Here is a 22865-nt window from a genome sequence, read left to right as displayed (position 1 = left end):
GACACCGCGACGGCCCTGGGCAGCGGCTTCCCGCGGCCTTGAGCGCCGCAGGGCCGACAGCACCAGGGTGCCGCCCGCCGACTCGCCGAACAGGACGACCTCCGCCGCTCCGCGGGTGAGCAGGTCGTCGTGCGCGGCCAGCACGTCGTGCAGCGCCGCCGGGTAGGGGTGGGCGGGGGCCAATCGGTAGTCGATCGCGAAGACGGGGCGGCCGGTGGCCTTGGACAGGTGGTAGGCCAGGAGCCGTTCCGCTCGCGGTTCGGTGTGCGCGAAGCCGCCGCCGTGGACGTACAGCACTACTCCCGCGTCGGTGCCGGACCGCCCGGAGACGTTCACCCACTGGCCGGGCAGGCCGCCCGCGCCGGGGAGCGCGGGCGCCTGGTCGGAGTCGGCGGGCAGGTCGGGAACGCCGGCCGTCAGCAGGTCGAAACGGGCCCTGACGGCGGCGATCTCTTCGGTGGTGGCGCGGATGTGCATGGGTGCTTCTCCTCAGCGGCCTTTCCTGCCGCGCGGCGGCGGCTTGCGGAGCAGGGGCCTGGGGTTGGGACGGATGTGCTTGCCATACGCGAACGGGGTCTTCCTGGACGCCGGCGGTGGGGTGATGCGCAGGTTCATGCGCGCTCCTCTCGTCGAGACGTGAGCGAACTTAGGCTGAACATAAATATGTGTCAAGAATATTTTTGTCTGCGACCCATGGAACACTGGATCGCATGACCGCTGGACTTCGTGAGCCGAAGAAGCAGCAGACCCGGCAGGCGATCTCCGACGCCGCGAGCCTGGCCCGAGCCGTCGCCGACGGTCGCCGGTCGGGAGGGCGTTTGGCCTGCTGGCGGGTTCAGAAGACCTCGCCGTCTGGGCTTAGGGTGGGGCGTCATGGCGCTGCAACTTGTTCAGGTGAACTTCAAGGCTCGGGATGACTCGGCGCTTGGCCGGTTCTGGGCGGAGGTGCTCGGCTGGGGCACTTCCAGCGAGGGACCCGGCGTGACCAACCTTGAGCCCGTGGGCTTCGACTGGCCCGACCCCACCGCCGTCTGCGTCGACCTCGTCAGCGTTCCGGACCCCGAAACGGTGAAGAACCGTGTGCACCTCGATCTCGCCACCACCTCCGAGGCCCATCAGGCGGAGCTGGTCGCGCGCCTGACCGATCTCGGTGCGACGCCCGCGGACGTGGGCCAGGGCGACGTCCCGTGGACGGTCATGGCCGATCCGGAGGGCAACGTGTTCTGCGTCCTGGAGCCTCGGGACGTCTACCGGGACACCGGGCCGATCGCCGCGGTGGTGGTCGACTGCGCGGATCCGCGGGCCATGCTGCGGTTCTGGGGCGAGGCGATCGGCTGGACCGTGCACGAGGAGACCGATGATCGTGTGATGCTGCGCTCCGCCGAGGGAGTCGGCCCGTATCTGGAGTTCCTCCGCGCGCCCAGTGTGAGGACGTGGTGGAGCCGCGTGCATATCGATCTGCTGCCCGACTCCGCGGAGGCCAAGGACGCGGAGGTCGCCCGCCTGCGGGGTCTCGGCGCCACGGATCTGGACCTCGGCCAGGGCGACGTGCCGTGGACGGTCCTCGCGGACCCGGAGGGCAACGAGTTCTGCGTCCTCGGCCGGGGCTGACGCGGGCCGCGAGGAAAACCGCTTGAGCCCTCCTTCGGGGTGCCGTAGGTTGCGTGCGGCCCTGTCGCAGTGAAGACAAAGGACAGAACCGCGTGACCCCGCCTGCTCTTCAGACCTGACACCTTTTCTCGCTCACCTGTAGCCGACGCTCTCGTCGGCTCCGCCGGGCTGCCGTTGCGCGCCCGGTCGTTCAGCGTTCGAGGCCGCGCGTAATCGGCCTCGTGTCAGGTCTAGAGGGCTCATGTCTTCACAACCTCATATCGTGCTGCCCTGGGTCGTCCACCGCACCAGGCTGCCTCTGCTCTCGCTGCGGTGCGTGGACTGCCTCTCGGAGTCGGCCACCACCGGGGAGGGCAGGTTCCGCGTCAACGCCAACGGCAAGCTGCTGGACGTGTGGCTGCTGGTTCGCTGCGTGTCCTGCGATCGGACGCGCAAGGTCCCCGTGCACGAGCGGGTGCCGGTCAGGTCCATCGATCCGGTCCAGCTCCACGGGTACCGCGTCAACGATCCGGAGCTGGTGGCGTCCAGGCTGCTGGATCCGCTGCTGGCCCGGCGCAACCGCTTCACCCTGGACTGGACGGGAGCCTGGCGGCTGGACGTCCCGTCGTCATGGCAGGACGGGGCGTGGCCGGTCCGGGTGGAGGTCGTCTTCGAGGATCCGGTGCCGGTGCGGCCGGACCGGCTCATCGCGCAGGGGCTCGGCCTCAGCAGGAACGATGTGCTGCGCCGGATCAAGTGCGACGTTCCGCTGCGCCGTCCGAGAACCACCGGATTCACCTTCACGGTGATGGCCAGGGACTAGCGAGGAAGGACCGGGCGGCCACCCGGCCCGCCCGGTCCTTGCCCCCGATGCCGGCGGCCCTGCGCGAGTCGTCCTGCGCGCTGCGGAGTTCGGTCGGTGGCCGAATCCGCGCTGGTAGCGTCTGCAGGCGTGCGAGACCGGTTCGAGGCGTCGTTGCCGACGCGGTGGAAGGCGCCGCTGGTGGCGGGCGCGCTCGCGGCGCTGTCACCGGTGCTGCTCCTGGCGCCCCGCGGCGTGCCGGCGGAGGCCGGGCGCCCGCTGGTGACGGCGCTCGTCGTCGTCCAGGCCGCGGCGCTGTGGTGGCTGGGTTCGCGGCCCGCCGTGGTCACCGCGGTCGCGGTGGTCTCCGGGGCGGCCCTGCAGTGGCTGGTTCCGGCGGCCGGGACGGGGATCGCGCTGGTGGTGCTGAGCACGTTCGCCTGGCTGCGGCCGGCGCGGACGTCGCTGTGGGCGGCGGTGGGAACGGCGGCCGTCCTCGGCGCGGCGGCCGGCGCCGGCGGCCGCGGCGTCGCGGCGATCCTGTGGCCGGTCGCGGCGGTCCTGGCGTGGAGCTGGGGCGCGCTCGGACGGGCGTGGGCGGCGCGGCGGCAGGCCGAGGCGCGCCGGGCGGTGCTGGAGGAGCGGGCTCGCATCGCGCGTGAACTGCACGACGTCCTGGCGCACACGGTGTCGGTGATGGTGGTGCAGGCCGCCGCCGCGGACGACGTGTTCGACACCAGCCCCGAGAAGGCGCGGGAGGCGGTGCGGAGCCTTGAGGCGTCGGGGCGGGAGGCGCTGGTCGAGCTCCGCCGCTTCGTGCGCACGGTGCGGCTGCTGGACGGGGAGACCGCGGCGGTTCCCGACGGCGACGCCCTGGTGCCGCAGCCGACGCTCGCGGATCTGGAGCGGCTCGCCGGGACGGTGGAGGCCGCAGGGCTCCCCGTCCGCGTCGTGCGGGAAGGGCTGGAGGATGCCGACGTCCCGCCGGGCGTGGCCCTGTCGGCGTACCGCATCGTGCAGGAGTCGCTGACCAACGCCCTGCGGCACGCCCGCGCGTCCACCGCGGTCGTCACGGTCCGCGCGCGGGACGGCCGGCTGACCGTGGAGGTCCGCGACGACGGGACGGGCGGCGGCCGGCCGGCGTGGACGGGCGCCGGGCAGGGGGTCGCCGGGATGCGCGAGCGCGCGGCGCTGCTGGGCGGGACGCTGGAGGCCGCGCCGGATCCCGCGGGCGGGTTCCGGGTCCGCGCCCACCTGCCGCTGGAGGAGACCGCCTGACGGCCCGGTGCTCACACTGCCTCGGAGCCCGAGATCGCGCGTCGTCTGACGGTCACCGAGGCGACGGGGAGGACGCGCGTGTCGTCGACTCTGCGCCAACTCGGGGGTTCGCCTACGACCGCGGAGTGGTTCGGGCCCTTCTCTCCGTCTGAAGACGGAGCGCGCAGACCAGTCCGCCGCCGGAGGCGCGGAGGCGGGGCCCGTCCCTACCGTCGAGGGATGGTCCCTCCTTCGAACCGGCGGCGGCAGCGGCGCGCCGCTGCGGCGCTGGTGCTCGTCGCGCCCGCCGTCGCCGAGCTCACGCTCGGCTCGGTCCCCGTGAAGATGCTGTGGCTCGTCGTCCTCTATGTGCCGATCTACGGGGCCGGGGTGCTGCTGATCCGCGAGGCGGTCCGCCGGACGGGCGGCGGGGCGGGCGCCCTGCTGCTGATGGGCCTCGCCTACGGCCTGGTCGAGGAGGGGCTGGCGCTGCAGAGCCTCACCAGCCCCCACCTGTACGGCGCCGCCGGGTGGGGGCCCAGGCCGTGGGGGGTCAACGCCCCCTACGCCGAGCTGAACCTTCCTTATCACGCGGTGTTCAGCGTCCTGCTGCCGGTCACGCTCGTCGAGCTGGCGTTCCGCGACCTCGGCCGGACGCCCTACCTGCGCCGCGCGGGGCTGGCCGGCACCGCCGCCGCGGCGCTGCTGGGGGCGGCGCTGCTGCGGGTGTCGGTGCCTCCGGCGGAGGACCCCGGCTACCTGCTGTCGGGCCGCGCCGCCCTGGTGGTCCTCGGGCTGGCGGCCGCGGCGGTGACGGCGGCGCTCGCCGTGCGGCCGGGGCGCGGGGTCCGCGCCCCGGCTCGCGCCGCGGTGCCGGTCCCCGGCCTGTTCCGGCTCGGGGCGGTGTGCGCCGTGGCGGCGTTCGCCTTCTTGGCGCTGCTGTTCCCTTTCGCCGGGGCGCACCATCCGGCGTTCCTGCCCCGCGCGTGGGCGCCGCTGCCGATGGCCGCCGCGGCGGCGACCGCCGCGGCGGCCGGCTGGGCGCTGCGCCGGTGGAGCGGGGCGGACGGGTGGACGGCCCGTCACCGGCTGGCCGCCGCGACCGGAGCGCTCGTCGCCCACACCGTCTTCGGCCTCGTCTCCCACACCCGCGATCCGCTCGACACGGCCGGCCTCGCCGTCATCGGAGCGGCGATGGTCCTGCTGCTTCACCGTCTCGACCTTCGCCTCGCCGCCGGTCCCGCAGCGTCCGAAAGCGCTTGGCCGCGGGCCGGTCGGTGAGCAGGTGCGGGCGTGCGCCCGTTCAGGCGGTGGGGGCGCCGAACCATTCGGCCATGGGGCCGCGCAGGCCGTCCTGGTCGTCGCCGACCCATGCCACGTGGCCGTCGGGCCGCAGCAGGGCCGCGGGGACGTCCAGTTCCTCGCTGGTGTCGGCGACGTGGTCGACGCGGTCCTCCCAGCCCGCGACCGACAGGCGGCCGGTCTGGTCGAGCAGCAGTCCGCGGCCGTCGTGCATCAGCTCGTAGAGGCGGCCCCGCTTCAGGACGACGTCCCGGAGCCTGCGGCCGACGAGCGGGTGCTCGCCGCCGAGGTCGTAGCGGATCCCGGTCGCGATGATCTTCTCGGTCAGGTGCCGGTTCACCTCGTCGAAGTCCATCAGCTCCGACAGCAGCCGCCGCACGGCCACGGGGCCCGGCTCGGTGGACAGCAGCTCCATCTGCACGCGGGTGTTGTCCAGGACGTCGGCCGCCACGGGGTGCCGTTCGGCGTGGTAGGTGTCCAGCAGTCCCTCCGGCGCCCGGCCGCCGACCTCGGCGGCCAGTTTCCAGCCGAGGTTGAAGGCGTCCTGGATGCCGAGGTTGAGTCCCTGGCCGCCGACGGGCGGGTGGATGTGCGCCGCGTCGCCGGCCAGCAGCACCCGCCCGACCCGGTAGCGCTCGACGAGCCGGGTGGCGTCGCCGAAGCGCGACAGCCAGCGGGGGGAGTGGACGCCGAAGTCGGTGCCGGCGACCGCCCGGAGGCGGCGCTTGAACTCCTCGAGCGTCGGCGGGGCCGAGCGGTCCTCGGCCACTCCCTCGGCGGGCACGATGACGCGGGTGACGCCGTCCCCGAGCGGTCCGATGCCGAACCGCTTCTCGGTCTCGCGAACTTCGGCCGTCACGGCGGCCATCTCCTCGGGCGGCGCGGTGGCCTGCATCTCGCCCAGGAGCGTGTCGACCCGGGTGGGCTCGCCGGGGAAGGCGACGCCGAGCAGCCTGCGGACGGTGCTGCGGCCGCCGTCGCAGCCGACGAGGTAACGTGCTCGCAGCCGCGTGCCGTCGGCCAGTTCGGCGGTCGCCCCGTCCTCGTCCTGGCTCACCCCGACGACCTCGCTGCCGCGCCGGATCTCGGCGCCGAGCTCGGCGGCGCGCTCGGCCAGCAGCCGGTCGGTGACGGGTTGCGGGATGCCGAGGACGTAGGGGTGGGCGGTGTCCAGCCCTTCGGGCGCGGGCTTGCGGATGGCGGCGAAGAAACCGCCGACCGGGTACGTCTTGCCGTGCGCGAGGAAGCGCTCCAGCAGGCCGCGCTGGTCCATCACCTCGATGCTGCGCGCGTGCAGCCCGAGCGAGCGCACGAACGGGGCCGGCTCCTCGTCCTTCTCCAGGACGAGGACGCGCACCCCGTGCAGCCGCAGCTCGCCGGCCAGCATCATGCCGGTCGGCCCGCCGCCGACCACGATCACGTCGATCATGAAACCCCATTCACGAGAGTGGTTCTCGGCCGTCCCCCGGCGCGGGTCGCGCGCGCCGGTTCCCCGCGGATGCGCCGCACTGGTCGCGTCCCCGTTCACGCAGGTACTGGCCTCGGCCGACGATTCTGCGGCACGACGGGGGCCTTGCCGCAAGCCCCCCGGTCCGCTATAAGTTGAAAATGGAGGGGGCGCGTCGACGCCTTCTCCCTCTCAGTTACCCCGGCCCGTGCATGTTGAGCACCGCCGCCGCACACCTCTCACCGCGCGTGCGGTGCGCCGCGTCTCCAGTCCGGTTCCGCGCCCACGCTCCGCCCGGTGCCACCTGCTGCATGGTCGACCTCAACGCCGGCGCCTGTCCCGATTGATAATCTCAACGTTGAGATTGTCGCGGGAGGGCGGGACATGGCGGACGCGGTGGACGCGATCCTGGCGCAGTGGGGCCGCGAGCGTCCCGACCTGGACGTGTCGGCGATGGGCGTCGTCGGGCGGATCTCGCGGGCGCAGTCGCTGCTCGGGCGGGAGCTGAAGGAGTTCTTCGCCGCGCGGGGGCTGGAGAGCTGGGAGTTCGACGTCCTGGCGACGCTGCGGCGGCACGGCGCCCCCTACGAGCTGACCGCGGGTGCGCTGCTGCGGTCGGCGATGGTCACCTCGGGGGCGATCACCAACCGGATCGACCGGATGGAGGCCAAGGGCCTGGTGGAGCGGGTGCGCGACACCGGTGACCGCAGGTCGGTGCGGATCCGGCTGTCGCCGCGCGGCCTGGAGATCGTGGACGAGCTGGTCGGCCTGCACGTCGCCAACGAGGAGCGCCTGCTGGCGGCGCTGTCGCCGGACGAGCGGGGGCGCCTGGCGGCCGCCCTGCGGACGCTGCTGGAGTCGCTCGGCGACACGACCCTCGGCTCTGCGCCCGGCGAGCGCTGAGGTCCCGGCCGCGCGCACGCGGGCGGTTCACGGCTCGGCGGCGGTCAGGTCGCGGATGGCGCGGGTGGCGCGGTCGGCGATGGCGGCCAGGTGGCCGGCGAGTTCGGGCGGGTCCAGCAGCGTGTAGTCGATGGGCAGCAGGGTGACGCGGTAGGCCAGGAAGCGCATCGAGTCCGACCGGGTGTGCAGGAGGCAGGTGCGGTCGTCGGCGGGTTCCAGGACGCCCTGCCAGGCGGTGACGTGCTCGGCGGCCTCCTCGATGGGGGCGTGCAGAAGCAGCCGCGCCCGGATCGTGCCCGAGCCGCCGGCCAGGGTGTCCATGGCCCAGGAGGCGGCGTCGGCGCCGCCGGGCAGGTGGAGTTCGGGGCCGCGCATGCCGGTGCGGTGCGGGTCGGTGACGCGGTCGGCGCGGAAGGTGCGCCAGGCGGCGCGGTCCTCGTCGTGGGCCACCACGTACCAGCGGCGGCCGGCGGTGACGAGGCGGTGGGGCTGGGCCAGCCGGCGGGTGCCGCGCCCGTCGGCGGCGGTGTAGGTGAAGCGGATCTTCTCGCGGGCGAGGCAGGCGGCGGCGAGCAGCGCCAGGACGGCAGGGTCGGCCGGGGGCGGCGCGCCGTCCTGCGGGGGGAGGGGCACGGCGGCCTCGGTGAGGGCGGCGACGCGGTGCCGGAGCCGGTGGGGAAGGACCTGGTCGAGTTTGGCCAGGGCGCGCAGGGAGGCGTCCTCGATGCCGGTGACGGCCCCGGCGGCGGCGGTGCGCAGGCCGATCGCGATCGCGGTGGCCTCGTCGTCGTCCAGCAGCAGCGGCGGCATCGCGGCGCCGGCGGTGAGCCGGTAGCCGCCGGTGTTGCCGTGGGTGGCGTGGACGGGGTAGCCGAGGTCGCGCAGGCGGTCGATGTCGCGGCGGATGGTGCGGGCGGTGACGCCGAGCCGCGCGGCCAGTTCGGTGCCCGACCATTCGCGGGGCGTCTGCAGGAGGGACAGCAGCTGGAGCAGCCGTCCGGACGGATCACGCATGCCGTCCATCCTGCCGCGCCAATAGGACCTTGGGTGACCTATTGGCCGTCTAGCGTTGCCTGCATCGGGTCGGAACGTCCGGTTCCGATGGATCGGAGGCACGACATGCTGCGGGGATTCGCCACCATCAACTTCTGGGCGGACGACGTGGAGGCGGCCAAGGACTGGTACGCCGAGCTGCTGGGGACGCAGCCGTACTACCACGTCGCGGGCCCGGACGGCCGTGCCGCCTACTACGAGTTCCGGGTGGGCGACTACGAGCACGAGCTGGGGTTGGTCGACGCCCGGTTCCGTCCCGGGGGGCCGCCGGCGGGTCCGGGCGGGGCGGTCATGTTCTGGCACGTGGACGATCTGGAGGCGGCGGTGGAGCGGCTGCTGGCGATGGGCGCGGCGCTGCACGAGAAGATCACCGAGCGGGGCGAGGGCACGGGGTTCGTGACCGCGTCGGTGGTCGACCCGTTCGGCAACGTGCTGGGCGTGATGTCCAACCCGCACTACCTGGAGGTGCTGGCCAAGGCCACGCCCCGCTGACGGCGCCGCCCGCGCCCGCCGGGCGGCCCGCCGGGGCCCGCCCGGCGGGCCGGGGCCGGGTCAGGCGTCCTGGACGTACTCGCGCAGGTGGCGGGCGGTGAGGGTGCCGGCGCCGGCGACCAGCTCGGCGGGCGTTCCGGTGAACACGACGCGGCCGCCGTCGCTGCCGGCGCCGGGGCCGAGGTCGATGATCCAGTCGGCGTGGGCCATGACGGCCTGGTGGTGCTCGATGACGATGACGGTGTTGCCGCCGTCGACGAGCCGGTCCAGCAGCGCCAGGAGCTGGTCGACGTCGGCCAGGTGCAGGCCGGTGGTGGGCTCGTCCAGGACGTAGGTGGCGGCCTTCTCGGCCATGTGGATGGCGAGTTTGAGGCGCTGGCGCTCCCCGCCGGACAGGGTGGTGAGGGGCTGGCCCAGCCCGAGGTAGCCCAGGCCGACGTCGGCGAGGCGGTCCAGGACGGCGCGGGCCTGGCCGGTGGTGAAGAACTCGCGGGCCTCGGCGACGCGCATGGCCAGGACCTGGCTGATGTCCTTACCGCGCAGGGTGTAGGTGAGGACCTCGGCGGTGTAGCGGCGGCCCTGGCACTGCTCGCACACCGAGGCGACGCCGGCCATCATCGCCAGGTCGGTGTAGACCAGCCCGATTCCCTTGCAGGCCGGGCAGGCGCCTTCGGAGTTGGCGCTGAACAGGGCGGGTTTGACGCCGTTGGCCTTGGCGAAGGCGGTGCGGACGTGGTCCAGCAGGCCGGTGTAGGTGGCGGGGTTGCTGCGGCGGGATCCGCGGATGGGGGACTGGTCGACCACGACGACGCCGTCGCGTCCGGGCAGGGACCCGTGGATGAGGGAGCTCTTGCCCGATCCGGCGACGCCGGTGACGACGGTGAGGACGCCGAGGGGGATCTCGGTGTCGACGTCCTTGAGGTTGTGCAGGTTCGCGCCCTTGATGGCGAGGTGCCCCGACGGCTCGCGGACCTTGTCGCGCAGCCGGGCGCGGTGGTCGAGGTGGCGTCCGGTGAGGGTGCCGGAGGCGCGGAGCCCGGGCAGGTCGCCGGTGTAGCAGATCCGTCCGCCCTCGGTGCCGGCGCCGGGGCCGAGGTCGACGACGTGGTCGGCGATCGCGATGGTCTCGGGCTTGTGCTCGACGACCAGGACGGTGTTGCCCTTGTCGCGCAGGCGCAGCAGCAGGTCGTTCATGCGGGCGATGTCGTGGGGGTGCAGGCCGGCGGTGGGCTCGTCGAAGACGTAGGTGATGTCGCTGAGGCTGGAGCCGAGGTGGCGGACCATCTTGACGCGCTGGGCCTCGCCGCCCGACAGGGTGGGGGACTCGCGGTCGAGGCTGAGGTAGCCCAGGCCGATCTCGACCAGGGAGTCCAGGGTCTCCTGGAGGGCGGCGAGCACCGGCGCGACGGACGGCTCGGTGATCTCGCGGACGACGGCGGCCAGGTCGCTGATCTGCATGGCGGCGCAGTCGGCGATGTTGAGCCCGCCGATGCGGCTGGCGAGGGCGGCCTGGTTGAGGCGGGCGCCGCCGCAGGCCCCGCACGCGCTGAAGGCGACGGCGCGCTCGACGAACGCGCGGATGTGGGGCTGCAGCGACTCGGTGTCCTTGTCCAGGTAGAGGCGCTTGACCTTGACCAGCAGGCCCTCGTAGGTGGTGTTGATGCCACTGCTCTTGATCTTGGTGGCGGGCTTGTGGAGCAGGTCGTCCCACTGGGCGGGGGTGTAGTCGCGCAGCTTGGCGTCGGGGTCGAACAGCCCCGAGTCGGCGATCACCTTCCAGTACCAGGATCCGACGGCGAAGTTCGGGACGGTGACGGCGCCCTCGTTGAGGGACAGGTCCCGGTCGACCAGCTGGTCCAGGTCGATGCGGGAGGCGCGGCCGAGCCCCTCGCAGTCGGGGCACATGCCCTCGGCGTTGTTGAAGCTGAACGCCGAGGAGGTGCCGGCGTGCGGCCGCCCGAGCCGGCTGAAGATGATGCGCAGCATGGTGTGGGCGTCGGTGGCGGTCCCCACGGTGGAGCGGGAGTTGGCGCCCATCCGCTCCTGGTCGACCACGATCGCGGCGCTGAGGTTGCGCAGCGCGTCGACGTCGGGGCGGCCGACGCTCGGCATGAAGCCCTGCACGAACGCGGTGTAGGTCTCGTTGATCAGGCGCCGCGACTCGGCCGCGATGGTGCCGAACACCAGGGACGACTTGCCCGATCCCGACACCCCGGTGAACACGGTCAGGCGGCGCTTGGGGACGTCCAGGCTGACGTCGGCGAGGTTGTTCTCCCGCGCGCCGCGGACCTCGATCACGTCGTGGGCGTCGGCGGCGCGGAGCCCGCCGGCGGGCGGCTCGGGCTGCGCGGTCGTCGGCTGGAGCGGCATGGGGGCTTCCTCACTCGCTTGATATCTTAGGGCGTAAAGAGATCCTCGATTTCGATAGTTTATGGCATAAGGAGATGCAGGTTGGTCGTCTTCGCCGGGCAGGGCGATCCACGCCGCTCGATGGACCTGCTGTGGCGCGGCGCGCAGGCGCCCCGCACGGGGCCGGGGCCGCGGCCGGGGCTGAGCGTGGAGATCATCGTGGACGCGGCGATCGCCGTCGCGGACGCCGAGGGCATGGCGGCGCTGTCGATGCGCGCGGTCGGGGAGCGGCTCGGCCGCACGGCGATGGCCCTGTACACCTACGTGCCGGGCAAGGCCGAGCTGGTGGACCTGATGTACGACCGCGCGCTGGCGGAGCTGCCCGGCGGCTACGACGCCGCGGACGGCTGGCGGGCGGCGCTGACCCGGTGGGCGCGGGACTCCTGGGAGTTCTACCTGCGGCATCCGTGGATGCTGCAGGTGTCGCAGGCGCGGCCCGTGCTCGGCCCGAACGAGTACCGGGCGCTGGAGGCGCTGCTGGGCGTGCTGGCCGCCACCGGGCTGTCGGCGCGGCGGGTGCGGCGTGCGGTGTCGGCGCTGTCGAGCGTGGTGCGCGGCGCGGCGCAGACCCTCGCCGAGTCGCGGCAGGCGGTGCGGGCGACGGGACTGTCGGAGGAGCAGTGGTGGCACGGCCGGGCGGGGGCCCTGGAGGCGCTGGCGCCGGGGTTCGCCGAGTGCTTCCCGCTGGTGGCCTGGCTGAACTCCGAGGACTCCCTCGGCGACGCCGAGGACGTCCCCTACCTGGAGCAGGCGGCGCGGGAGGCGTTCGAGGGCGGCCTGGCGCTCGTCCTGGACGGCATCGCCGCCGCCATGGCAGCCGGATCGGACGGCGGAGGGGACGGCGGAGGGGACGGCGGCTGACCGGGTGGCGCGGGGCGTGTGACGTGGGTCTCTCGGGCGCGCCGGACGTCACATCGGGGCCGCCGGAGCCCTCCTATGGGTATGGAGACCTTCGCAGGTTCGGAGACTTTCGCGACGCGGCCGCGGGACATGACGTGCCGCACCCTCCTGTACGCCGCCCACCAGGCGTTCCGCCGGGATCTGGACCGGCTCGCGGCGGCCGCGGCGGCGGGCAAGGGCCGGGCGGGGCACGTGCGCGCGGGCTGGGAGAACCTCAAGGAGCAGATCCGGCTGCACCAGGAGCTGGAGGACGGGTGGCTGTGGCCGCGGGTGGAGCGCGCGGTGGCGGGGCGCCGGGCCGAGCGGGCGGTGCTGGAGGAGATGCGCGCCGACCACGCCCGCCTGGCCCCGCTGGTCGCCCGCGTCGACGCGGCGATGAACGGCGCGGCGGGGGAGGGCGGTGATCTGCCGGCGGCGGTGCGCGAGCTGCGCGAGGCGCTGGAGCGGCATCTGCGGCACGAGGAGATGAGCGCGCTGCCGCTGGCGGAGTCGGTGCTGTCCGGCGCGGAGTGGCGGGCGCTGGCCGGGGAGGCGCGGGACCGCTGCGCGGCGGGGACGCCGCTGTTCGTCCCGTGGGTGGTGGACGGGATCGGCCCGGTCGAGCGGAGCCGGTTCCTCACGGCGTTGCCCAAGCCCCTGCGGGAGCTGAACCGGGTGATGTGGGAGCCCCGCTACCGCAAGCGCCGGCTCTGGAGCATCTGACCCGCCGGAGGCTCCGGGAAGCTCCGGGGCGGTCAGAAGCGGGTGGTGAGCAGGGCCAGGACGGCGACGCCCGCGGTGAGCCAGGCGGCGTAGTCGCCGACGTGCCCGGAGTGCATTTCGTGCAGGCGGCGGGTGGCGGCGCCGACGGCGCGCCCCAGCGGGGCGCGTGCGGAGGGGGCCGCTGAGGGGGTGTGAGCGGCGCGGCGGACGCCGGCGGCGGCCACGGCCAGTGCCAGCAGCACGGTGACGGCCGAGCCGGCGAGGCCCGCGGCCGTCCAGGGCTCGGCGGGCGGCGCGTGGGGGTGGGTGAGGCGGCCGTCCAGGACGAGGGCGGCGTAGGCGTCGCGGTCGGCGAACAGCGTGGCGGCGTCGGCGACGGGCCCGCCGGGCAGCAGCCCGATCGCCAGGCCGGCGGCCAGCAGCGCGACGGCGGGCGTGACCATGACCCAGGGGATGGACGTGAGGGTGACGGGCGTCTCGGGGCCTTCGTGCTCGTCCTCCTCCGCTGGTCCGTTCTGGCCTGGGTCGCGGCGCGGGTGCATGCCGCGCCACACCACGAGCCACACGCGCAGGACGGCTCCGGCGGTGACGGCTGAGGCGGCGATGGACAGGGGCGTGAACCACCACCAGCCCTGCTCCAGGACGGCGTGCTCGGTGACCGAGTGCCCGGCGAACAGCCCGGAGGGCGGGAGCCCGGCCAGGCACAGCCCTCCGATGAGGACGACGGCGCCGGTGACGGGCATGACGCGGCCGCGGCCGCGCAGGTCGCGGGCGTCGACGGTCTGGTACCGGTTCAGCAGGGCCCCGGCGGCGAGGAACAGCGCGCCCTTCACGCCGGCGTGCCCGGCCAGGTAGTAGGCGGTGCCCGACAGCGCCGCGGGGGTGCCGGCGGCGACGCCGAGCAGCAGCAGCCCGGCGTGGCTGATGGTGGAGTAGGCCAGCAGCCGCTTGATGTGGTGCTGCAGGACGCACATGACCGCGCCGAGCAGCGCCGCGGCGGCGCCGAGGACGGCGACGGCGCGCAGCGGCACCAGTCCGGGGAACACGGCCCAGTAGGTCCGCGCGACCCCGTACACGCCGAGTTCGACCATGACGCCGGAGAACAGGACGCAGACGGGGGTGGGGGCGACGGCGTGGGCGTCGGCGAGCCAGAAGTGGAAGGGGACGGCGGCGGCCTTGACGAGGTAGCCGGTGCAGATGAGCACGAACGCGGCGGTGATCAGGGCGCCCGGGCGGTCGTGGTGGCCGGTGCCGGCGAGGTGGCGGCCGATGGCGGCCAGTCCGAGCTGCCCGGTGCGGCCGTAGACCAGGGCGATGCCGGCGAGGGTGAGGTAGGCGCCCAGGGACTGGACGATGCCGAAGTTGAGGGCGCCGTGGACGGTGGCGGGCTCCTCGGAGCGGTAGCCGGTGAGCGCGAACGCCACGACGCTCATCAGCTCGAAGAACACGAAGGCGTCGAACAGGTCGCCGGTGTAGACGAACGCGCACATGGAGGCCAGGAACAGCAGGATGAGCGCGTGGAAGACGGCCTGGATCTCGGTGAAGTAGCGCCAGGAGAACGCCAGGGCGGCCAGGGTGAGGGCGGCGGCGACGCAGGCGAGCGCGGCGGCGAGGGGGTCGGCGGCCAGGGGGATGCCGACGCCGGTGGCCGGGCCCCAGCCGCCGAGCCAGGCGACCTGGGGGCGGTGGGGGGCGCGGGCGAGGGTGAGGCCGGTCAGGGCGGTGACGGCGGCGGCGGTGGCCAGGGCGGTGATGTCGACGGCGGGGCGCGGCAGCCACCGTCCGGTGGCGGCGAGCAGGGCGGCGACCAGGACGGGCAGCGCGACGGTGGCCTGCAGGATCACGGTTCGAGGGGGCGCAGGGCGCCGGGGTCCAGGGTGCCGCGCCGTTTGGCGACCTGGACGGCCAGGGCGAGCAGCAGCGCGGTGACGGTGGCGCCGACGACGATGTCGGTGAGGGTCATGGCCTGGACGACGGGGTCGGTGACGGGCCCGCCGGCGGGGGGCGGCGGGCGGTCGGAGAACACCGGGGCGGTGGCGCCGGAGCGGTACCCGATGGCCAGCAGCAGCACGTAGGTGCCGGACTGGGTGACCGACAGGCACACCACGGCGTGCACGAGGTCGCGGGTGGTGACGATGCCGTAGAGGCCGGCGAGCATGATCCAGCCGGCGGCGAGGTAGGGGACGGTGCTCATGCGGGCTCCCGCGGGTCGCCGGTCCCGGGGTGCTCGCGGACCAGGAGTGCCTGTTCGAAGAACTTGCCGAGCAGCAGGACCGAGGCGCAGCCGACCTCGATCCCGACGGCGGTGTTGAGGGCGGGGACGCGCACGGCGGGGGAGGCTCCGGCGGCGGCCAGGGCCAGCAGGACGAACGCGGCGGCGGCGACGGCCTCGGCGGACTCGAACACCGGGATGGGCCGCAGCCGCTGCAGGGCGGGGTAGTCGCCGGCCAGGTAGAGCAGGTGGATCGCGGTGCCGAGGACGACGCCGCCCTGGAAGCCGCCGCCGGGTGACTGGGCGCCGTGGGCGACGATGTAGACGCCGGTGAGCAGGGTGAAGGGGAGCAGGAGGTGGCCGACGACGCGCAGCGCGTCGGAGACCTCGGCGGGCCCGTGCCGGTGGGTGGCGCCGTCGCTCTCGTCCTCGCTGCGCACGACGCGCAGCAGCGCCACGGCGGCGAGCGCGGCCGACAGCAGGATGAGCTCCTCGCCGAGGGTGTCGAAGGCGCGCTGGTCGAAGTTGACGGAGGAGACGGCGTTGGAGGTGCCGCGCCGCAGGGCCTGGTGGACGGCGCGGTCGGAGTAGGGGTGCAGGGGGCCGCCGAAGGCGGGCAGGCCGAGCGTCCCGGCGGTGAACAGGGCGGCGGTCCCGGCGGCGCCGGCGGCGAACAGCGAGACGCGGGTGCGGGGCCTCACCGGCGCGTCCGCCCGCCGCCGCGGCCGTGGCTCTCCCCGGCTTCTGTTCCGCGCTCGCCGTTCCCGCCGTTCCCGCCGTTTCCGTTGTCGCGGTAGCGGCGGGTGGCGTGCAGTGCCAGCACGACCAGCAGCGGCACGAGGACGGTCCCGACGCCGATCTGGGACATCGCGACGTCGGGGGCCTGCAGGACGAGGAACAGCAGGCCGAGGACCATCCCGTAGCCCGACAGCACGATCGCCTGGCGGACGGGGTCGCGGGTCAGGACGACGGCGGTGGCCATCAGCGCGGCCAGGGCGAGGGAGACGGCGATGAGGGCGTCGGACAGCGGCCCGGACAGCGCGTCCGGCGCGGCGGCCACCAGCGCGGGCGCTGGGGCGGTGAGGACGGTGGTCACGGCGAGTCACTCCGTCCGGCCGGCGCGTTGGACGGCCTGCCCGGCGGTGCTGATCGTGGCGGGGCCGGTCGCGGCGAGCAGGACGGCGATGACGGCGAGTTTGGCGACGTCGTGCCAGGACGACCAGGGCCGCAGCGCCAGCCCGGCGATGAGCAGCGGCGCGGCCAGGACGGTGACGGGCGCGACGGCGTGCAGGCGGGCGGCGGCGCCGCGGGTGAAGGGCAGCCGCAGCCCGGCGGCGACGGCGAGGGCGGTTCCGGCCCAGGTCAGCGCGTCGGCGAGCAGGTTCAGGCTCATCGGGGCTCCCCTTTCACAGGGTCCGGCTCAGGAACCGGGCGAACACCAGGGACCCGGCGAACGACAGCAGCGCCAGGACCAGGGCGACGTCGAGGTAGGCGGGCCGGCCGTAGGCGGCGGACAGCAGCAGCAGCGCGAGGGTGACCAGCGGGCCGGTGACGATCAGCCCGGCCAGCCGCCCGGCGGGCCGGCCGCGCAGCGTGGCCAGCAGCACCGGCGGCAGCGCGCCGATCATGAGGACGAGGGCGGGGATCGCGGTGCCCGCGACGTCGGTCGTCACCGGTCGCCTCCCCGGTCGCCTCCGGCGGGCGGGGAGCCGTGGGCGGCGCGGTGCCGGGGGTCGTCGACGAGCCCGGCGCGCCGCAGGCTCCGCTCGAACGGCGACGGACCGGTCAGGCGGTGCACGCGCAGCAGCGCGCGTTCGGGGTCGACGCCGCCGACGTAGGCGCCGGGGGAGGCCGACATCAGCAGGGTCGCGGCGGCGCGGCCGGCGGGGCCGGGCGGGCAGGCCAGCGTCGTCCAGTCCCCGCCGGACGCGCCGCGCGCGGTGATGCGGGCGGTGTCGGCGACGACCTGGGCGGGCAGCCGGGCCAGGGGCGGGAGGAGGCGGGCGGGCGGGACGGCGGGGGAGGGGCCGCGGTCTTCGGGCGGGCGGGCGCCGCCGGTGGCGAGCAGGACCCGGCGCGCGGCGACGGCGGCGGCGGCGCCCGCGGCGGCAGCGAGGGCCCCGACGGTGATCTCGGTGAGGGAGATGGCCGACACCAGGGCCAGGTACACCGCCAGCAGCGCCGTCCACCAGGCCAGCGGCTCGGCGGCACGCCGGGCGGGGCCGGGTCGCGGCCGTGGTCCCGGCGCGCCCGGCGGCTCATCGGGTGGCATGGGGTGCGGCATACCCGGAGCGAGGGTTCCAACCGTCGGCGGCGGCCGCCCGCCGTATGCGGGGCCTGCCGCGCCGGGCGGCGCGGGGGCGGCTCGCATGTTTGCGGTGGCCGGGTGGGGTACGCCGCGGTACGGCCGACGAACGCGATTCTTCGCCGGCGGGGCGCCGCGCCCGGTGCGGCGCCCCGCCGGTTCGGCAGGCAGATCCCCCCGACGGAAGGACGGATGATGGAGACCCCCTCGGTCCCGGGCAACGGGTCCGGACAAGCGAGCAAGAACGTCAGCAGGGCGGCGGGCAAGGCGGCGGGCACGGCCGAGGCCGCCGGCACGGGCGCGAAGAGCACCGCCAAGGGCACCAAGGACAGCGCCAAGAGCACCAAGGACACAGCGAAGGGCACGGCCAACAGCGGTGCGAAGAGCACCGCGGGTACCGCCAAGGGCGCGGCGCAGAGCGCCCAGGGCACCGCGCAGGGCGCGGCGAAGACGGCGGGGACCGGGGTGGCGCGGGCCGGCGGCCAGGTGGCGGCGCTGCCCGGCCGTGTGGCGGGCGTGGCCAAGCTGCTCACGCTGGGACGGTTCCTGAGGGCGGTGCCGGTGGCGGGCGCGGCCGTCGCCGGGATCGTCGTCGGGCGCCTCTCCGCCCGCAAGCGCTGACCCCGGCGTTTCGCGAGTCTTTCGACGAGGGCGACGCCCCCGCAGAACCCGGTTCTGCGGGGGCGTCGCGCATGTCTGGACGGACATTTCGCCTTGACCAGCACATAACCGGAAACGGTTCTCCTGTTTAGGCAGACCGAGACGGGTACACCGGGGTTCATGCTTCACCCCCAAACGGGTCAACCCCGAGAAGGAGCGATCACATGACTGGGCCGGTCGCCCAGCAGACTTCGGGCAGCAATGTCGTGCAGCGCGGCGGTTCCGGCAGCGGGCTCGCCGACGTCGTCGACCTGATCCTGGAGAAGGGTCTGGTCATCGACCTGTACGCGCGGGTCTCGCTGGTGGGAATCGAGATCCTCACGATCGACGTGCGGATCGTGGTCGCCAGCGTCGACACCTACCTGCGGTTCGCCGAGGCGGTGAACCGTCTGGACATCGCTCACGACGGCACCTCGCAGGGCCTGCCGGAGTTCGTTGGCGGAATGCAGGAGTCGGGCGCGAAGAAGAAGACGCGCGGTGCCCTGGAGGGGGCCCAGGAGCGGCTGAAGGAGACCTTCGGCGGCGACTCCGACGAGGAAGAGGACAAGGAACCCGCGCGGCGCCGCTCGTCGCGCAAGAAGGAGGACGAGGAAGAATGAGCACGCCTCAGACCCCCGGCGGCTCTGAGGCCGGGGACCGGATCCCGCAGTACGTGTACGGGGTGACCCGGTCGGGCGTGGCGCTGCCACCGGACCTGGCCGGGCTGGACGACCGGCCGGTGTCGCTGGTGGAGGACGGGGGCACGGCCGCCGCCGTCGTCAGCGACCTGCCGGCCGACCGCGCCCTGGGCGAGCGCGCCGACCTGGTCGCGCACCAGCGGGTCCTCAACGCGCTGGTCGACGCCGGCACCGTGGTCCTGCCGTTCCGGTTCGGGGCCGCGCTGGCCGACCGCGGCGCGGTGGAGAAGGAACTGCTGGCCGACAACTCCGAGCGTTTCGCGCAGGTCCTGGACCAGCTGGACGGCCGGGTCGAACTGCGCGTCAAGGGCACCTACGTCGAGGACGCGGTGCTGCGGGAGATCATGCAGAACGACCCGGAGGTCGCCGAGCTGGCGCAGCGGCTGCGGGAGGTCCCGGCCGACGCCGCCGACGCCGTCTACTACGACCGCGTCCGGCTCGGCGAGCTGATCGCGCAGTCGATGCAGCGGCTCCGGGAGAGCGACGAGCAGGTCCTGCTGGACGGGGCGGCCTCGGCGGCCGAGGCGTTCACGCGCAAGACCCCGGCCCGCGAGGAGGACGTCCTGGACGCCTCCTTCCTGGTCCGCGCCGACCGCCGCGCCGCGTTCGAGGAGGCCGTGGAGAAGCTGGGGCAGCAGCACGGCGACCGGATCCGCATCCGGCTCATCGGGCCGCTGCCGCCCTACGACTTCGTTCCGGAGGCGTGACAGGCGATGGGATTCTTCACCGGTCTGGTCACGGCCCCCCTCGCGCCCGTCAAGGGCGTGATGTGGCTGGCCGAGACCCTGACCGAGCAGGCCGAGGCGCAGCTGTACGACCCGGGGCGCATCGCCGCGGAGATGCAGCAGGTGGCAGACGAGGCCGCCGCCGGCGAGATCACCGAGGAGGAGGCCGCCGAGCGCGAGGAGGAGCTGATCCGCCGCTTGAACGAGGGCCGCGCCCGCGGCTACCAGCCGGGCGGCTAGGAGGCCGGTGATGTTGTCCGCGTCCAAGGCCGCCGCGATGGCGGTGGAGCACGTGACGGCGATGACCGGCCGCAGGGCCGAGAGCGTCGTGGGAATGGAGCGCACGGAGGAGGGCTGGCGCGTCAAGGTGGAGGTCGTGGAGACCCACCGCATCCCCGACTCGGCGGACATCCTCGCGGTCTACGACACCGAGGTGGACGCCGACGGGGAGCTGGTGAGCTACCGGCGCGCCGGCCGCTACTCCCGCGGACGAGTGGAGAGGAACTGAGCGGCTGTGAGTGAGATCTCCTGGACCGGCCAGCGCTCGCCGGCGCGGTCGGTGGCCGGGGAGCGGCAGGGCGCCAACCTGGCCGACCTGCTGGAACGCATCCTCGACAAGGGGATCGTGATCGTCGGGGACGTCCGGGTGAACCTGCTGGACATCGAACTGCTGACGATCAAGCTTCGGCTGCTGGTGGCGTCGGTGGACCGGGCCAAGGAAATGGGCATCGACTGGTGGGAGCACGACCCGTCGCTGTCGTCCAAGGCCCGGCAGAAGGAGGTGGACGGCCAGGGCGACCGCGAGCTGCTGGAGGAGAACCGGCGGCTGCGCGAGCGCCTGGCCGCCCTCGAGGCCGGCGCCGACGGCGCCGCCGAACGGACCGGAGACGGAAAGGAGCCCTCATCATGACCGCCCCCGGGTTCGCCGGCCGGACCGCCGGCGACCACGCCGCCGACCCGGCCGGCACCGGCGTCTACCTGTACGGAGTCGCGCGCGGCCTGGACCCGGCCGCGCTGCGCGACGCTTCCGGGGTGGCCGGCGCGCCCGTGCGCGGCGTGGTCGCGGCAGGACTGACCGCCCTGGTCAGCACCGTCCGGCTCGACGAGTACGGCGAGGCGGCGCTGCGCGCCAACCTGGAGGACCTGCAGTGGCTGGAGGCCACCGCCCGCGCCCACCACGACGTGGTGGACCGGGCCGCGCACGCCGCCCCGACCGCGCCGGTGCGCATCGCGACCATCTACCGCGACGACGCCCGCGTCGCCGAGGTCCTCACCGACGAGGGCGGCCGGTTCACCGAGGTCCTCGACCTCATCGACGGCCGCTCGGAGTGGGGCGTGAAGGCCTACGCCGACCCTGAACTGCTGCGCGGCGACACCGGCCGCGACGGCCCCGACCCCGGTGGGGGGCTCGCGCCGGGCGCCGAGCCCCTCACCGGCCCCCGCCAGGACGCGGAGGACACGGAGGGCGCGGCCCCCGCCGGGCCGGGAGCGGCGTACCTGCGGCGCCGGCAGCAGGAGCGCCGCCGCCGCGCCGACGCCGGCCGCCGGGTCGGCGAGCAGGCCGACGCGGTGCACGCCGAACTCGCCGACCACGCCGTGGCGTCCCGGCACCACCCGCCGCAGGACCCGCGCCTGTCGGGCCGGGCGGGCACCCAGATCCTCAACGTCGCCTACCTGCTGGACGAGGAGCAGGTGGAGGGGTTCCTGGCGGTGGCGCGGGCCGCCGACCAGAGGCTGGCGGGCATCGAGGTGGAGGTGACGGGGCCCTGGCCGCCCTACTCCTTCATCGAGCCGGGGGCGGCGTGACGGCCCTCCTGGACCAGGGCCGCGACGCCCCGATGGAGCGGATCGCGCTGGTCGACCTGCTGGACCGCCTGCTGGCGGGCGGCGTCGTCATCACCGGCGACCTGGTCATCTCGATCGCGGGCGTGGACCTGGTGGAGGTGTCCCTGCGGGCGCTGATCACCTCCGTCCGCGACGAGCTGCTGCCCGAGGAGGAGCGACCGTGACCCGACCCGACCATCGGCCCCCCGGCCCGACCGGCGCCGGGCCCTCCGCGCGCGGCGACCGCGAGCGGGGGAGCCGCGACCCGGTCAGCGGGGAGGTGTCGGTGCACGACCCCGCCGTCGGCGACCCCTTCACCGACGACATCCTGGCCGGCCGCACCGAATCGTCCTCCCCGGGGACCTCCGCCGGAGCCTCCCACGGGGACGCCCCGGTGCGCGCCGCGCCGGTGCGGGAGGCGGACCTGCGGGAGCGGTCCTCGCGCACGATGCAGCGGCTGCGCTCCGACCCCGAGACGGTCGAGCGGGACCTGGTGAAGCTGGTGCTGACCCTGGTCGAACTGATCCGGCAGCTCATGGAGCGGCAGGCGCTGCGCCGCGCCGAGGGCGGCGACCTCACCGACCAGCAGATCGAGGACCTCGGGCTGGCGCTGATGCGCCTGGACGAGGCGATGACCCGCCTCAAGGACCACTTCGACCTGGACGACCACGACCTCAACCTCGACCTCGGCCCCCTCGGCCCGCTCCTGCCCGACAACTGACCGGCCCGCCCTCTGGCCCCGTCCCCAGGGGCGGCTCTCACCCCGGGTTCACGGCGGTGGCCTTGAAGAACGTGTAGTGGAACGTTCCGTCGGCGTCCGCGGCGCGGTGCAGGTCGGCGACCCCCCGGTCGAAGTCGGCCGGGGTGGCCAGCCCCGCCGCGACGGCCTCCCCGCGCACCGACTCGATCATCGCGGTGAAGGTGTCGCGGGTGAAGGCCCGCCGCAGGCCGGGCCGCGCCCGGTCGGCGTACACGGTCCGCGGGACCACGCCGACCCGCGCGTACCCGGCCTCGGCCAGCAGCGGCCCCAGCCGCCGCCCGAGCAGCGCGTCGCCGCCCGCCGCGGCCTGCAACGCGACCTGATGGGCGATCGCGGCGCGCGCGTGGGCGCTGTCAGGGTGGAAGAACGCCGACCCGTGGTCGCCCTCGACGGCCGTGAGGGTCCCCCCGGGCCGCAGCACCCGCCGCAGACCCGCCAGCACGGCGCGCGGATCGGGCAGATGCTCCAGCACGAAGCACACGAACACGTGGTCGAACTCCGCGTCGCCGAACGGCAGGTCCCGCAGGTCCGCGCACCGCCACCGCACCCCCGCCGCGGGAAAGGACCCCTCGACGCGGGCACGGGCCTGCTCCAGCGACTCCCGCGAAAGGTCCACCGCGGTCAGGCGCGCACCGGGGGAGCGCGCCACCAGATGCACCGTCTGCGCCCCCACCCCGCAGCCGGCCTCCAGCACCCGGCTGCCCGCCGGATAGGCCGTCCCGTCGTGCACCAACGCGGCCAGAGCGTCGGCCTGGTCGCCGAGCCGCCGCGCCTCCCGTCCCGAGTACCCGTGCACGTAGCCGCCGGGACCGTCCGTCATCGTGGTTTCCATGCGACCACCGTGG

General features: G+C 74.6%; 29 protein-coding genes and 1 pseudogene. 17 read left to right on the top strand and 13 right to left on the bottom strand.

Annotated features, from left to right (window positions below):
* Positions 1 to 42 precede the first annotated feature (42 nt).
* Positions 43 to 477 (bottom strand): annotated as a pseudogene (locus ABD944_RS42630) (alpha/beta hydrolase); the annotation flags it as partial.
* A gap of 12 nt (positions 478 to 489) precedes the next feature.
* Positions 490 to 615, bottom strand: a complete 126-nt coding sequence (locus tag ABD944_RS28345; protein ID WP_345181863.1) for a hypothetical protein — start codon at positions 613 to 615, stop codon at positions 490 to 492.
* 258 nt (positions 616 to 873) lie between these two features.
* Here ABD944_RS28345 and ABD944_RS28340 point away from each other — a divergent pair, with 258 nt between their 5' ends.
* From ABD944_RS28340 to ABD944_RS28325, 4 genes are all read left to right on the top strand, one after another.
* Positions 874 to 1611 (top strand): VOC family protein, encoded by a 738-nt coding sequence (locus ABD944_RS28340; RefSeq protein ID WP_345181861.1) that lies wholly within the window; start codon positions 874 to 876, stop codon positions 1609 to 1611.
* A 262-nt stretch (positions 1612 to 1873) separates the two neighbouring features.
* Positions 1874 to 2413: a DUF1062 domain-containing protein gene (locus ABD944_RS28335; RefSeq protein WP_345181859.1), complete on the top strand. Its 540-nt coding sequence runs from the start codon at positions 1874 to 1876 to the stop codon at positions 2411 to 2413.
* 129 nt (positions 2414 to 2542) lie between these two features.
* Complete coding sequence (locus ABD944_RS28330; RefSeq protein ID WP_345181857.1) at positions 2543 to 3670, top strand: sensor histidine kinase; 1128 nt, start codon at positions 2543 to 2545, stop codon at positions 3668 to 3670.
* Positions 3671 to 3889: 219 nt separating this feature from the next.
* Positions 3890 to 4930, top strand: a complete 1041-nt coding sequence (locus ABD944_RS28325; RefSeq protein WP_345181855.1) for a hypothetical protein — start codon at positions 3890 to 3892, stop codon at positions 4928 to 4930.
* A 22-nt stretch (positions 4931 to 4952) separates the two neighbouring features.
* Here the strand turns inward: ABD944_RS28325 and rox are convergent, their stop codons facing one another.
* Entirely contained in the window at positions 4953 to 6380 is a 1428-nt protein-coding gene (gene rox / locus ABD944_RS28320; protein WP_345181853.1) for a rifampin monooxygenase, read from the bottom strand.
* Positions 6381 to 6782: 402 nt separating this feature from the next.
* On the opposite strand from rox, the gene ABD944_RS28315 reads away from it, so the two are divergent.
* Positions 6783 to 7301: a MarR family winged helix-turn-helix transcriptional regulator gene (locus tag ABD944_RS28315; protein ID WP_345181851.1), complete on the top strand. Its 519-nt coding sequence runs from the start codon at positions 6783 to 6785 to the stop codon at positions 7299 to 7301.
* 27 nt (positions 7302 to 7328) lie between these two features.
* Here the strand turns inward: ABD944_RS28315 and ABD944_RS28310 are convergent, their stop codons facing one another.
* Entirely contained in the window at positions 7329 to 8315 is a 987-nt protein-coding gene (locus ABD944_RS28310; RefSeq protein ID WP_345181849.1) for a helix-turn-helix transcriptional regulator, read from the bottom strand.
* 105 nt (positions 8316 to 8420) lie between these two features.
* Between ABD944_RS28310 and ABD944_RS28305 the strand changes: the two genes are divergently transcribed.
* A complete protein-coding gene (locus tag ABD944_RS28305) occupies positions 8421 to 8846 on the top strand; it encodes a VOC family protein (protein ID WP_345181847.1) in 426 nt (141 codons plus the stop codon).
* A 60-nt stretch (positions 8847 to 8906) separates the two neighbouring features.
* On the opposite strand, the gene ABD944_RS28300 is transcribed toward ABD944_RS28305, so the two are convergent.
* Positions 8907 to 11216, bottom strand: coding sequence for an ATP-binding cassette domain-containing protein (locus ABD944_RS28300; protein ID WP_345181845.1), 2310 nt, complete (start codon positions 11214 to 11216; stop codon positions 8907 to 8909).
* An 81-nt stretch (positions 11217 to 11297) separates the two neighbouring features.
* Here ABD944_RS28300 and ABD944_RS28295 point away from each other — a divergent pair, with 81 nt between their 5' ends.
* Positions 11298 to 12116 carry a TetR/AcrR family transcriptional regulator C-terminal domain-containing protein gene (locus ABD944_RS28295; RefSeq protein WP_345181843.1) on the top strand — a complete coding sequence of 273 codons (819 nt, stop codon included), beginning with the start codon at positions 11298 to 11300 and terminating at the stop codon, positions 12114 to 12116.
* Between the two features lie 81 nt (positions 12117 to 12197).
* Positions 12198 to 12857 (top strand): hemerythrin domain-containing protein, encoded by a 660-nt coding sequence (locus ABD944_RS28290; RefSeq protein ID WP_345181841.1) that lies wholly within the window; start codon positions 12198 to 12200, stop codon positions 12855 to 12857.
* Positions 12858 to 12889: 32 nt separating this feature from the next.
* On the opposite strand, the gene ABD944_RS28285 is transcribed toward ABD944_RS28290, so the two are convergent.
* The 7 genes from ABD944_RS28285 to ABD944_RS28255 are packed head-to-tail and all read right to left on the bottom strand — an operon-like array spanning position 12890 to position 17341.
* Positions 12890 to 14701 (bottom strand): complex I subunit 5 family protein, encoded by a 1812-nt coding sequence (locus tag ABD944_RS28285; protein ID WP_345181839.1) that lies wholly within the window; start codon positions 14699 to 14701, stop codon positions 12890 to 12892.
* On the bottom strand, positions 14698 to 15051 hold the full coding sequence (locus ABD944_RS28280; RefSeq protein WP_345181837.1) for a sodium:proton antiporter: 354 nt from the start codon (positions 15049 to 15051) through the stop codon (positions 14698 to 14700). Before ABD944_RS28280 ends, ABD944_RS28285 begins: the two co-directional genes overlap by 4 nt.
* On the bottom strand, positions 15048 to 15770 hold the full coding sequence (locus ABD944_RS28275) for a Na(+)/H(+) antiporter subunit B (protein ID WP_345181835.1): 723 nt from the start codon (positions 15768 to 15770) through the stop codon (positions 15048 to 15050). Before ABD944_RS28275 ends, ABD944_RS28280 begins: the two co-directional genes overlap by 4 nt.
* On the bottom strand, positions 15767 to 16165 hold the full coding sequence (locus ABD944_RS28270) for a DUF4040 domain-containing protein (RefSeq protein WP_345181833.1): 399 nt from the start codon (positions 16163 to 16165) through the stop codon (positions 15767 to 15769). Before ABD944_RS28270 ends, ABD944_RS28275 begins: the two co-directional genes overlap by 4 nt.
* 6 nt (positions 16166 to 16171) lie before the next feature.
* Positions 16172 to 16462, bottom strand: coding sequence for a monovalent cation/H(+) antiporter subunit G (locus ABD944_RS28265; RefSeq protein WP_345181830.1), 291 nt, complete (start codon positions 16460 to 16462; stop codon positions 16172 to 16174).
* A gap of 13 nt (positions 16463 to 16475) precedes the next feature.
* Positions 16476 to 16742 carry a monovalent cation/H+ antiporter complex subunit F gene (locus ABD944_RS28260; protein ID WP_345181828.1) on the bottom strand — a complete coding sequence of 89 codons (267 nt, stop codon included), beginning with the start codon at positions 16740 to 16742 and terminating at the stop codon, positions 16476 to 16478.
* Positions 16739 to 17341: a hypothetical protein gene (locus ABD944_RS28255; protein WP_345181826.1), complete on the bottom strand. Its 603-nt coding sequence runs from the start codon at positions 17339 to 17341 to the stop codon at positions 16739 to 16741. Before ABD944_RS28255 ends, ABD944_RS28260 begins: the two co-directional genes overlap by 4 nt.
* 225 nt (positions 17342 to 17566) lie before the next feature.
* On the opposite strand from ABD944_RS28255, the gene ABD944_RS28250 reads away from it, so the two are divergent.
* The 9 genes from ABD944_RS28250 (at position 17567) to ABD944_RS28210 (ending at position 21981) form a co-directional block, all read left to right on the top strand.
* A complete protein-coding gene (locus ABD944_RS28250; protein WP_345181824.1) occupies positions 17567 to 17995 on the top strand; it encodes a hypothetical protein in 429 nt (142 codons plus the stop codon).
* Positions 17996 to 18198: 203 nt separating this feature from the next.
* Positions 18199 to 18633, top strand: coding sequence for a gas vesicle protein GvpJ (gvpJ, locus tag ABD944_RS28245; RefSeq protein WP_345181821.1), 435 nt, complete (start codon positions 18199 to 18201; stop codon positions 18631 to 18633).
* Positions 18630 to 19418, top strand: coding sequence for a GvpL/GvpF family gas vesicle protein (locus tag ABD944_RS28240; protein ID WP_345181819.1), 789 nt, complete (start codon positions 18630 to 18632; stop codon positions 19416 to 19418). Before gvpJ ends, ABD944_RS28240 begins: the two co-directional genes overlap by 4 nt.
* A gap of 6 nt (positions 19419 to 19424) precedes the next feature.
* Positions 19425 to 19676, top strand: a complete 252-nt coding sequence (locus ABD944_RS28235) for a gas vesicle protein GvpG (RefSeq protein WP_345181817.1) — start codon at positions 19425 to 19427, stop codon at positions 19674 to 19676.
* Positions 19677 to 19686: 10 nt separating this feature from the next.
* Positions 19687 to 19944, top strand: a complete 258-nt coding sequence (gene gvpO, locus ABD944_RS28230) for a gas vesicle protein GvpO (RefSeq protein WP_345181815.1) — start codon at positions 19687 to 19689, stop codon at positions 19942 to 19944.
* Positions 19945 to 19950: 6 nt separating this feature from the next.
* Complete coding sequence (locus ABD944_RS28225) at positions 19951 to 20346, top strand: gas vesicle protein (RefSeq protein WP_378187707.1); 396 nt, start codon at positions 19951 to 19953, stop codon at positions 20344 to 20346.
* Positions 20343 to 21242, top strand: coding sequence for a GvpL/GvpF family gas vesicle protein (locus tag ABD944_RS28220; RefSeq protein WP_345181813.1), 900 nt, complete (start codon positions 20343 to 20345; stop codon positions 21240 to 21242). Before ABD944_RS28225 ends, ABD944_RS28220 begins: the two co-directional genes overlap by 4 nt.
* Entirely contained in the window at positions 21239 to 21445 is a 207-nt protein-coding gene (locus ABD944_RS28215) for a gas vesicle protein (protein WP_229810634.1), read from the top strand. Before ABD944_RS28220 ends, ABD944_RS28215 begins: the two co-directional genes overlap by 4 nt.
* Complete coding sequence (locus ABD944_RS28210; RefSeq protein ID WP_345181809.1) at positions 21442 to 21981, top strand: gas vesicle protein K; 540 nt, start codon at positions 21442 to 21444, stop codon at positions 21979 to 21981. Before ABD944_RS28215 ends, ABD944_RS28210 begins: the two co-directional genes overlap by 4 nt.
* A gap of 37 nt (positions 21982 to 22018) precedes the next feature.
* On the opposite strand, the gene ABD944_RS28205 is transcribed toward ABD944_RS28210, so the two are convergent.
* Entirely contained in the window at positions 22019 to 22852 is an 834-nt protein-coding gene (locus tag ABD944_RS28205) for a class I SAM-dependent methyltransferase (protein WP_345181807.1), read from the bottom strand.
* Positions 22853 to 22865: the final 13 nt, after the last annotated feature.

It is taken from the genome of Actinomadura verrucosospora, assembly GCF_039540335.1.
GTDB classification, from domain to species: domain Bacteria; phylum Actinomycetota; class Actinomycetes; order Streptosporangiales; family Streptosporangiaceae; genus Spirillospora; species Spirillospora verrucosospora.
Note: the sequence above shows the minus strand (reverse complement) of the source record. Positions and strands in the feature narration are given on the sequence as shown.

What these genes read in the sequence shown, in the direction of transcription:
- ABD944_RS28220 (WP_345181813.1), top strand. Translation starts at nt 20,343, where the DNA reads ATGACCGCCCCCGGGTTCGCCGGCCGGACCGCCGGCGACCACGCCGCC.
- ABD944_RS28315 (WP_345181851.1), top strand. Translation starts at nt 6,783, where the DNA reads ATGGCGGACGCGGTGGACGCGATCCTGGCGCAGTGGGGCCGCGAGCGT.
- ABD944_RS28290 (WP_345181841.1), top strand. Translation starts at nt 12,198, where the DNA reads ATGGAGACCTTCGCAGGTTCGGAGACTTTCGCGACGCGGCCGCGGGAC.
- ABD944_RS28310 (WP_345181849.1), bottom strand. Translation starts at nt 8,315, where the DNA reads ATGCGTGATCCGTCCGGACGGCTGCTCCAGCTGCTGTCCCTCCTGCAG.
- ABD944_RS28240 (WP_345181819.1), top strand. Translation starts at nt 18,630, where the DNA reads ATGAGCACGCCTCAGACCCCCGGCGGCTCTGAGGCCGGGGACCGGATC.
- ABD944_RS28265 (WP_345181830.1), bottom strand. Translation starts at nt 16,462, where the DNA reads ATGAGCCTGAACCTGCTCGCCGACGCGCTGACCTGGGCCGGAACCGCC.
- ABD944_RS28205 (WP_345181807.1), bottom strand. Translation starts at nt 22,852, where the DNA reads ATGGAAACCACGATGACGGACGGTCCCGGCGGCTACGTGCACGGGTAC.
- rox (WP_345181853.1), bottom strand. Translation starts at nt 6,380, where the DNA reads ATGATCGACGTGATCGTGGTCGGCGGCGGGCCGACCGGCATGATGCTG.
- gvpJ (WP_345181821.1), top strand. Translation starts at nt 18,199, where the DNA reads ATGACTGGGCCGGTCGCCCAGCAGACTTCGGGCAGCAATGTCGTGCAG.
- ABD944_RS28305 (WP_345181847.1), top strand. Translation starts at nt 8,421, where the DNA reads ATGCTGCGGGGATTCGCCACCATCAACTTCTGGGCGGACGACGTGGAG.
- ABD944_RS28325 (WP_345181855.1), top strand. Translation starts at nt 3,890, where the DNA reads ATGGTCCCTCCTTCGAACCGGCGGCGGCAGCGGCGCGCCGCTGCGGCG.
- ABD944_RS28345 (WP_345181863.1), bottom strand. Translation starts at nt 615, where the DNA reads ATGAACCTGCGCATCACCCCACCGCCGGCGTCCAGGAAGACCCCGTTC.
- ABD944_RS28250 (WP_345181824.1), top strand. Translation starts at nt 17,567, where the DNA reads ATGATGGAGACCCCCTCGGTCCCGGGCAACGGGTCCGGACAAGCGAGC.
- gvpO (WP_345181815.1), top strand. Translation starts at nt 19,687, where the DNA reads ATGTTGTCCGCGTCCAAGGCCGCCGCGATGGCGGTGGAGCACGTGACG.
- ABD944_RS28340 (WP_345181861.1), top strand. Translation starts at nt 874, where the DNA reads ATGGCGCTGCAACTTGTTCAGGTGAACTTCAAGGCTCGGGATGACTCG.
- ABD944_RS28300 (WP_345181845.1), bottom strand. Translation starts at nt 11,216, where the DNA reads ATGCCGCTCCAGCCGACGACCGCGCAGCCCGAGCCGCCCGCCGGCGGG.
- ABD944_RS28255 (WP_345181826.1), bottom strand. Translation starts at nt 17,341, where the DNA reads ATGCCACCCGATGAGCCGCCGGGCGCGCCGGGACCACGGCCGCGACCC.
- ABD944_RS28235 (WP_345181817.1), top strand. Translation starts at nt 19,425, where the DNA reads ATGGGATTCTTCACCGGTCTGGTCACGGCCCCCCTCGCGCCCGTCAAG.
- ABD944_RS28280 (WP_345181837.1), bottom strand. Translation starts at nt 15,051, where the DNA reads ATGAGCACCGTCCCCTACCTCGCCGCCGGCTGGATCATGCTCGCCGGC.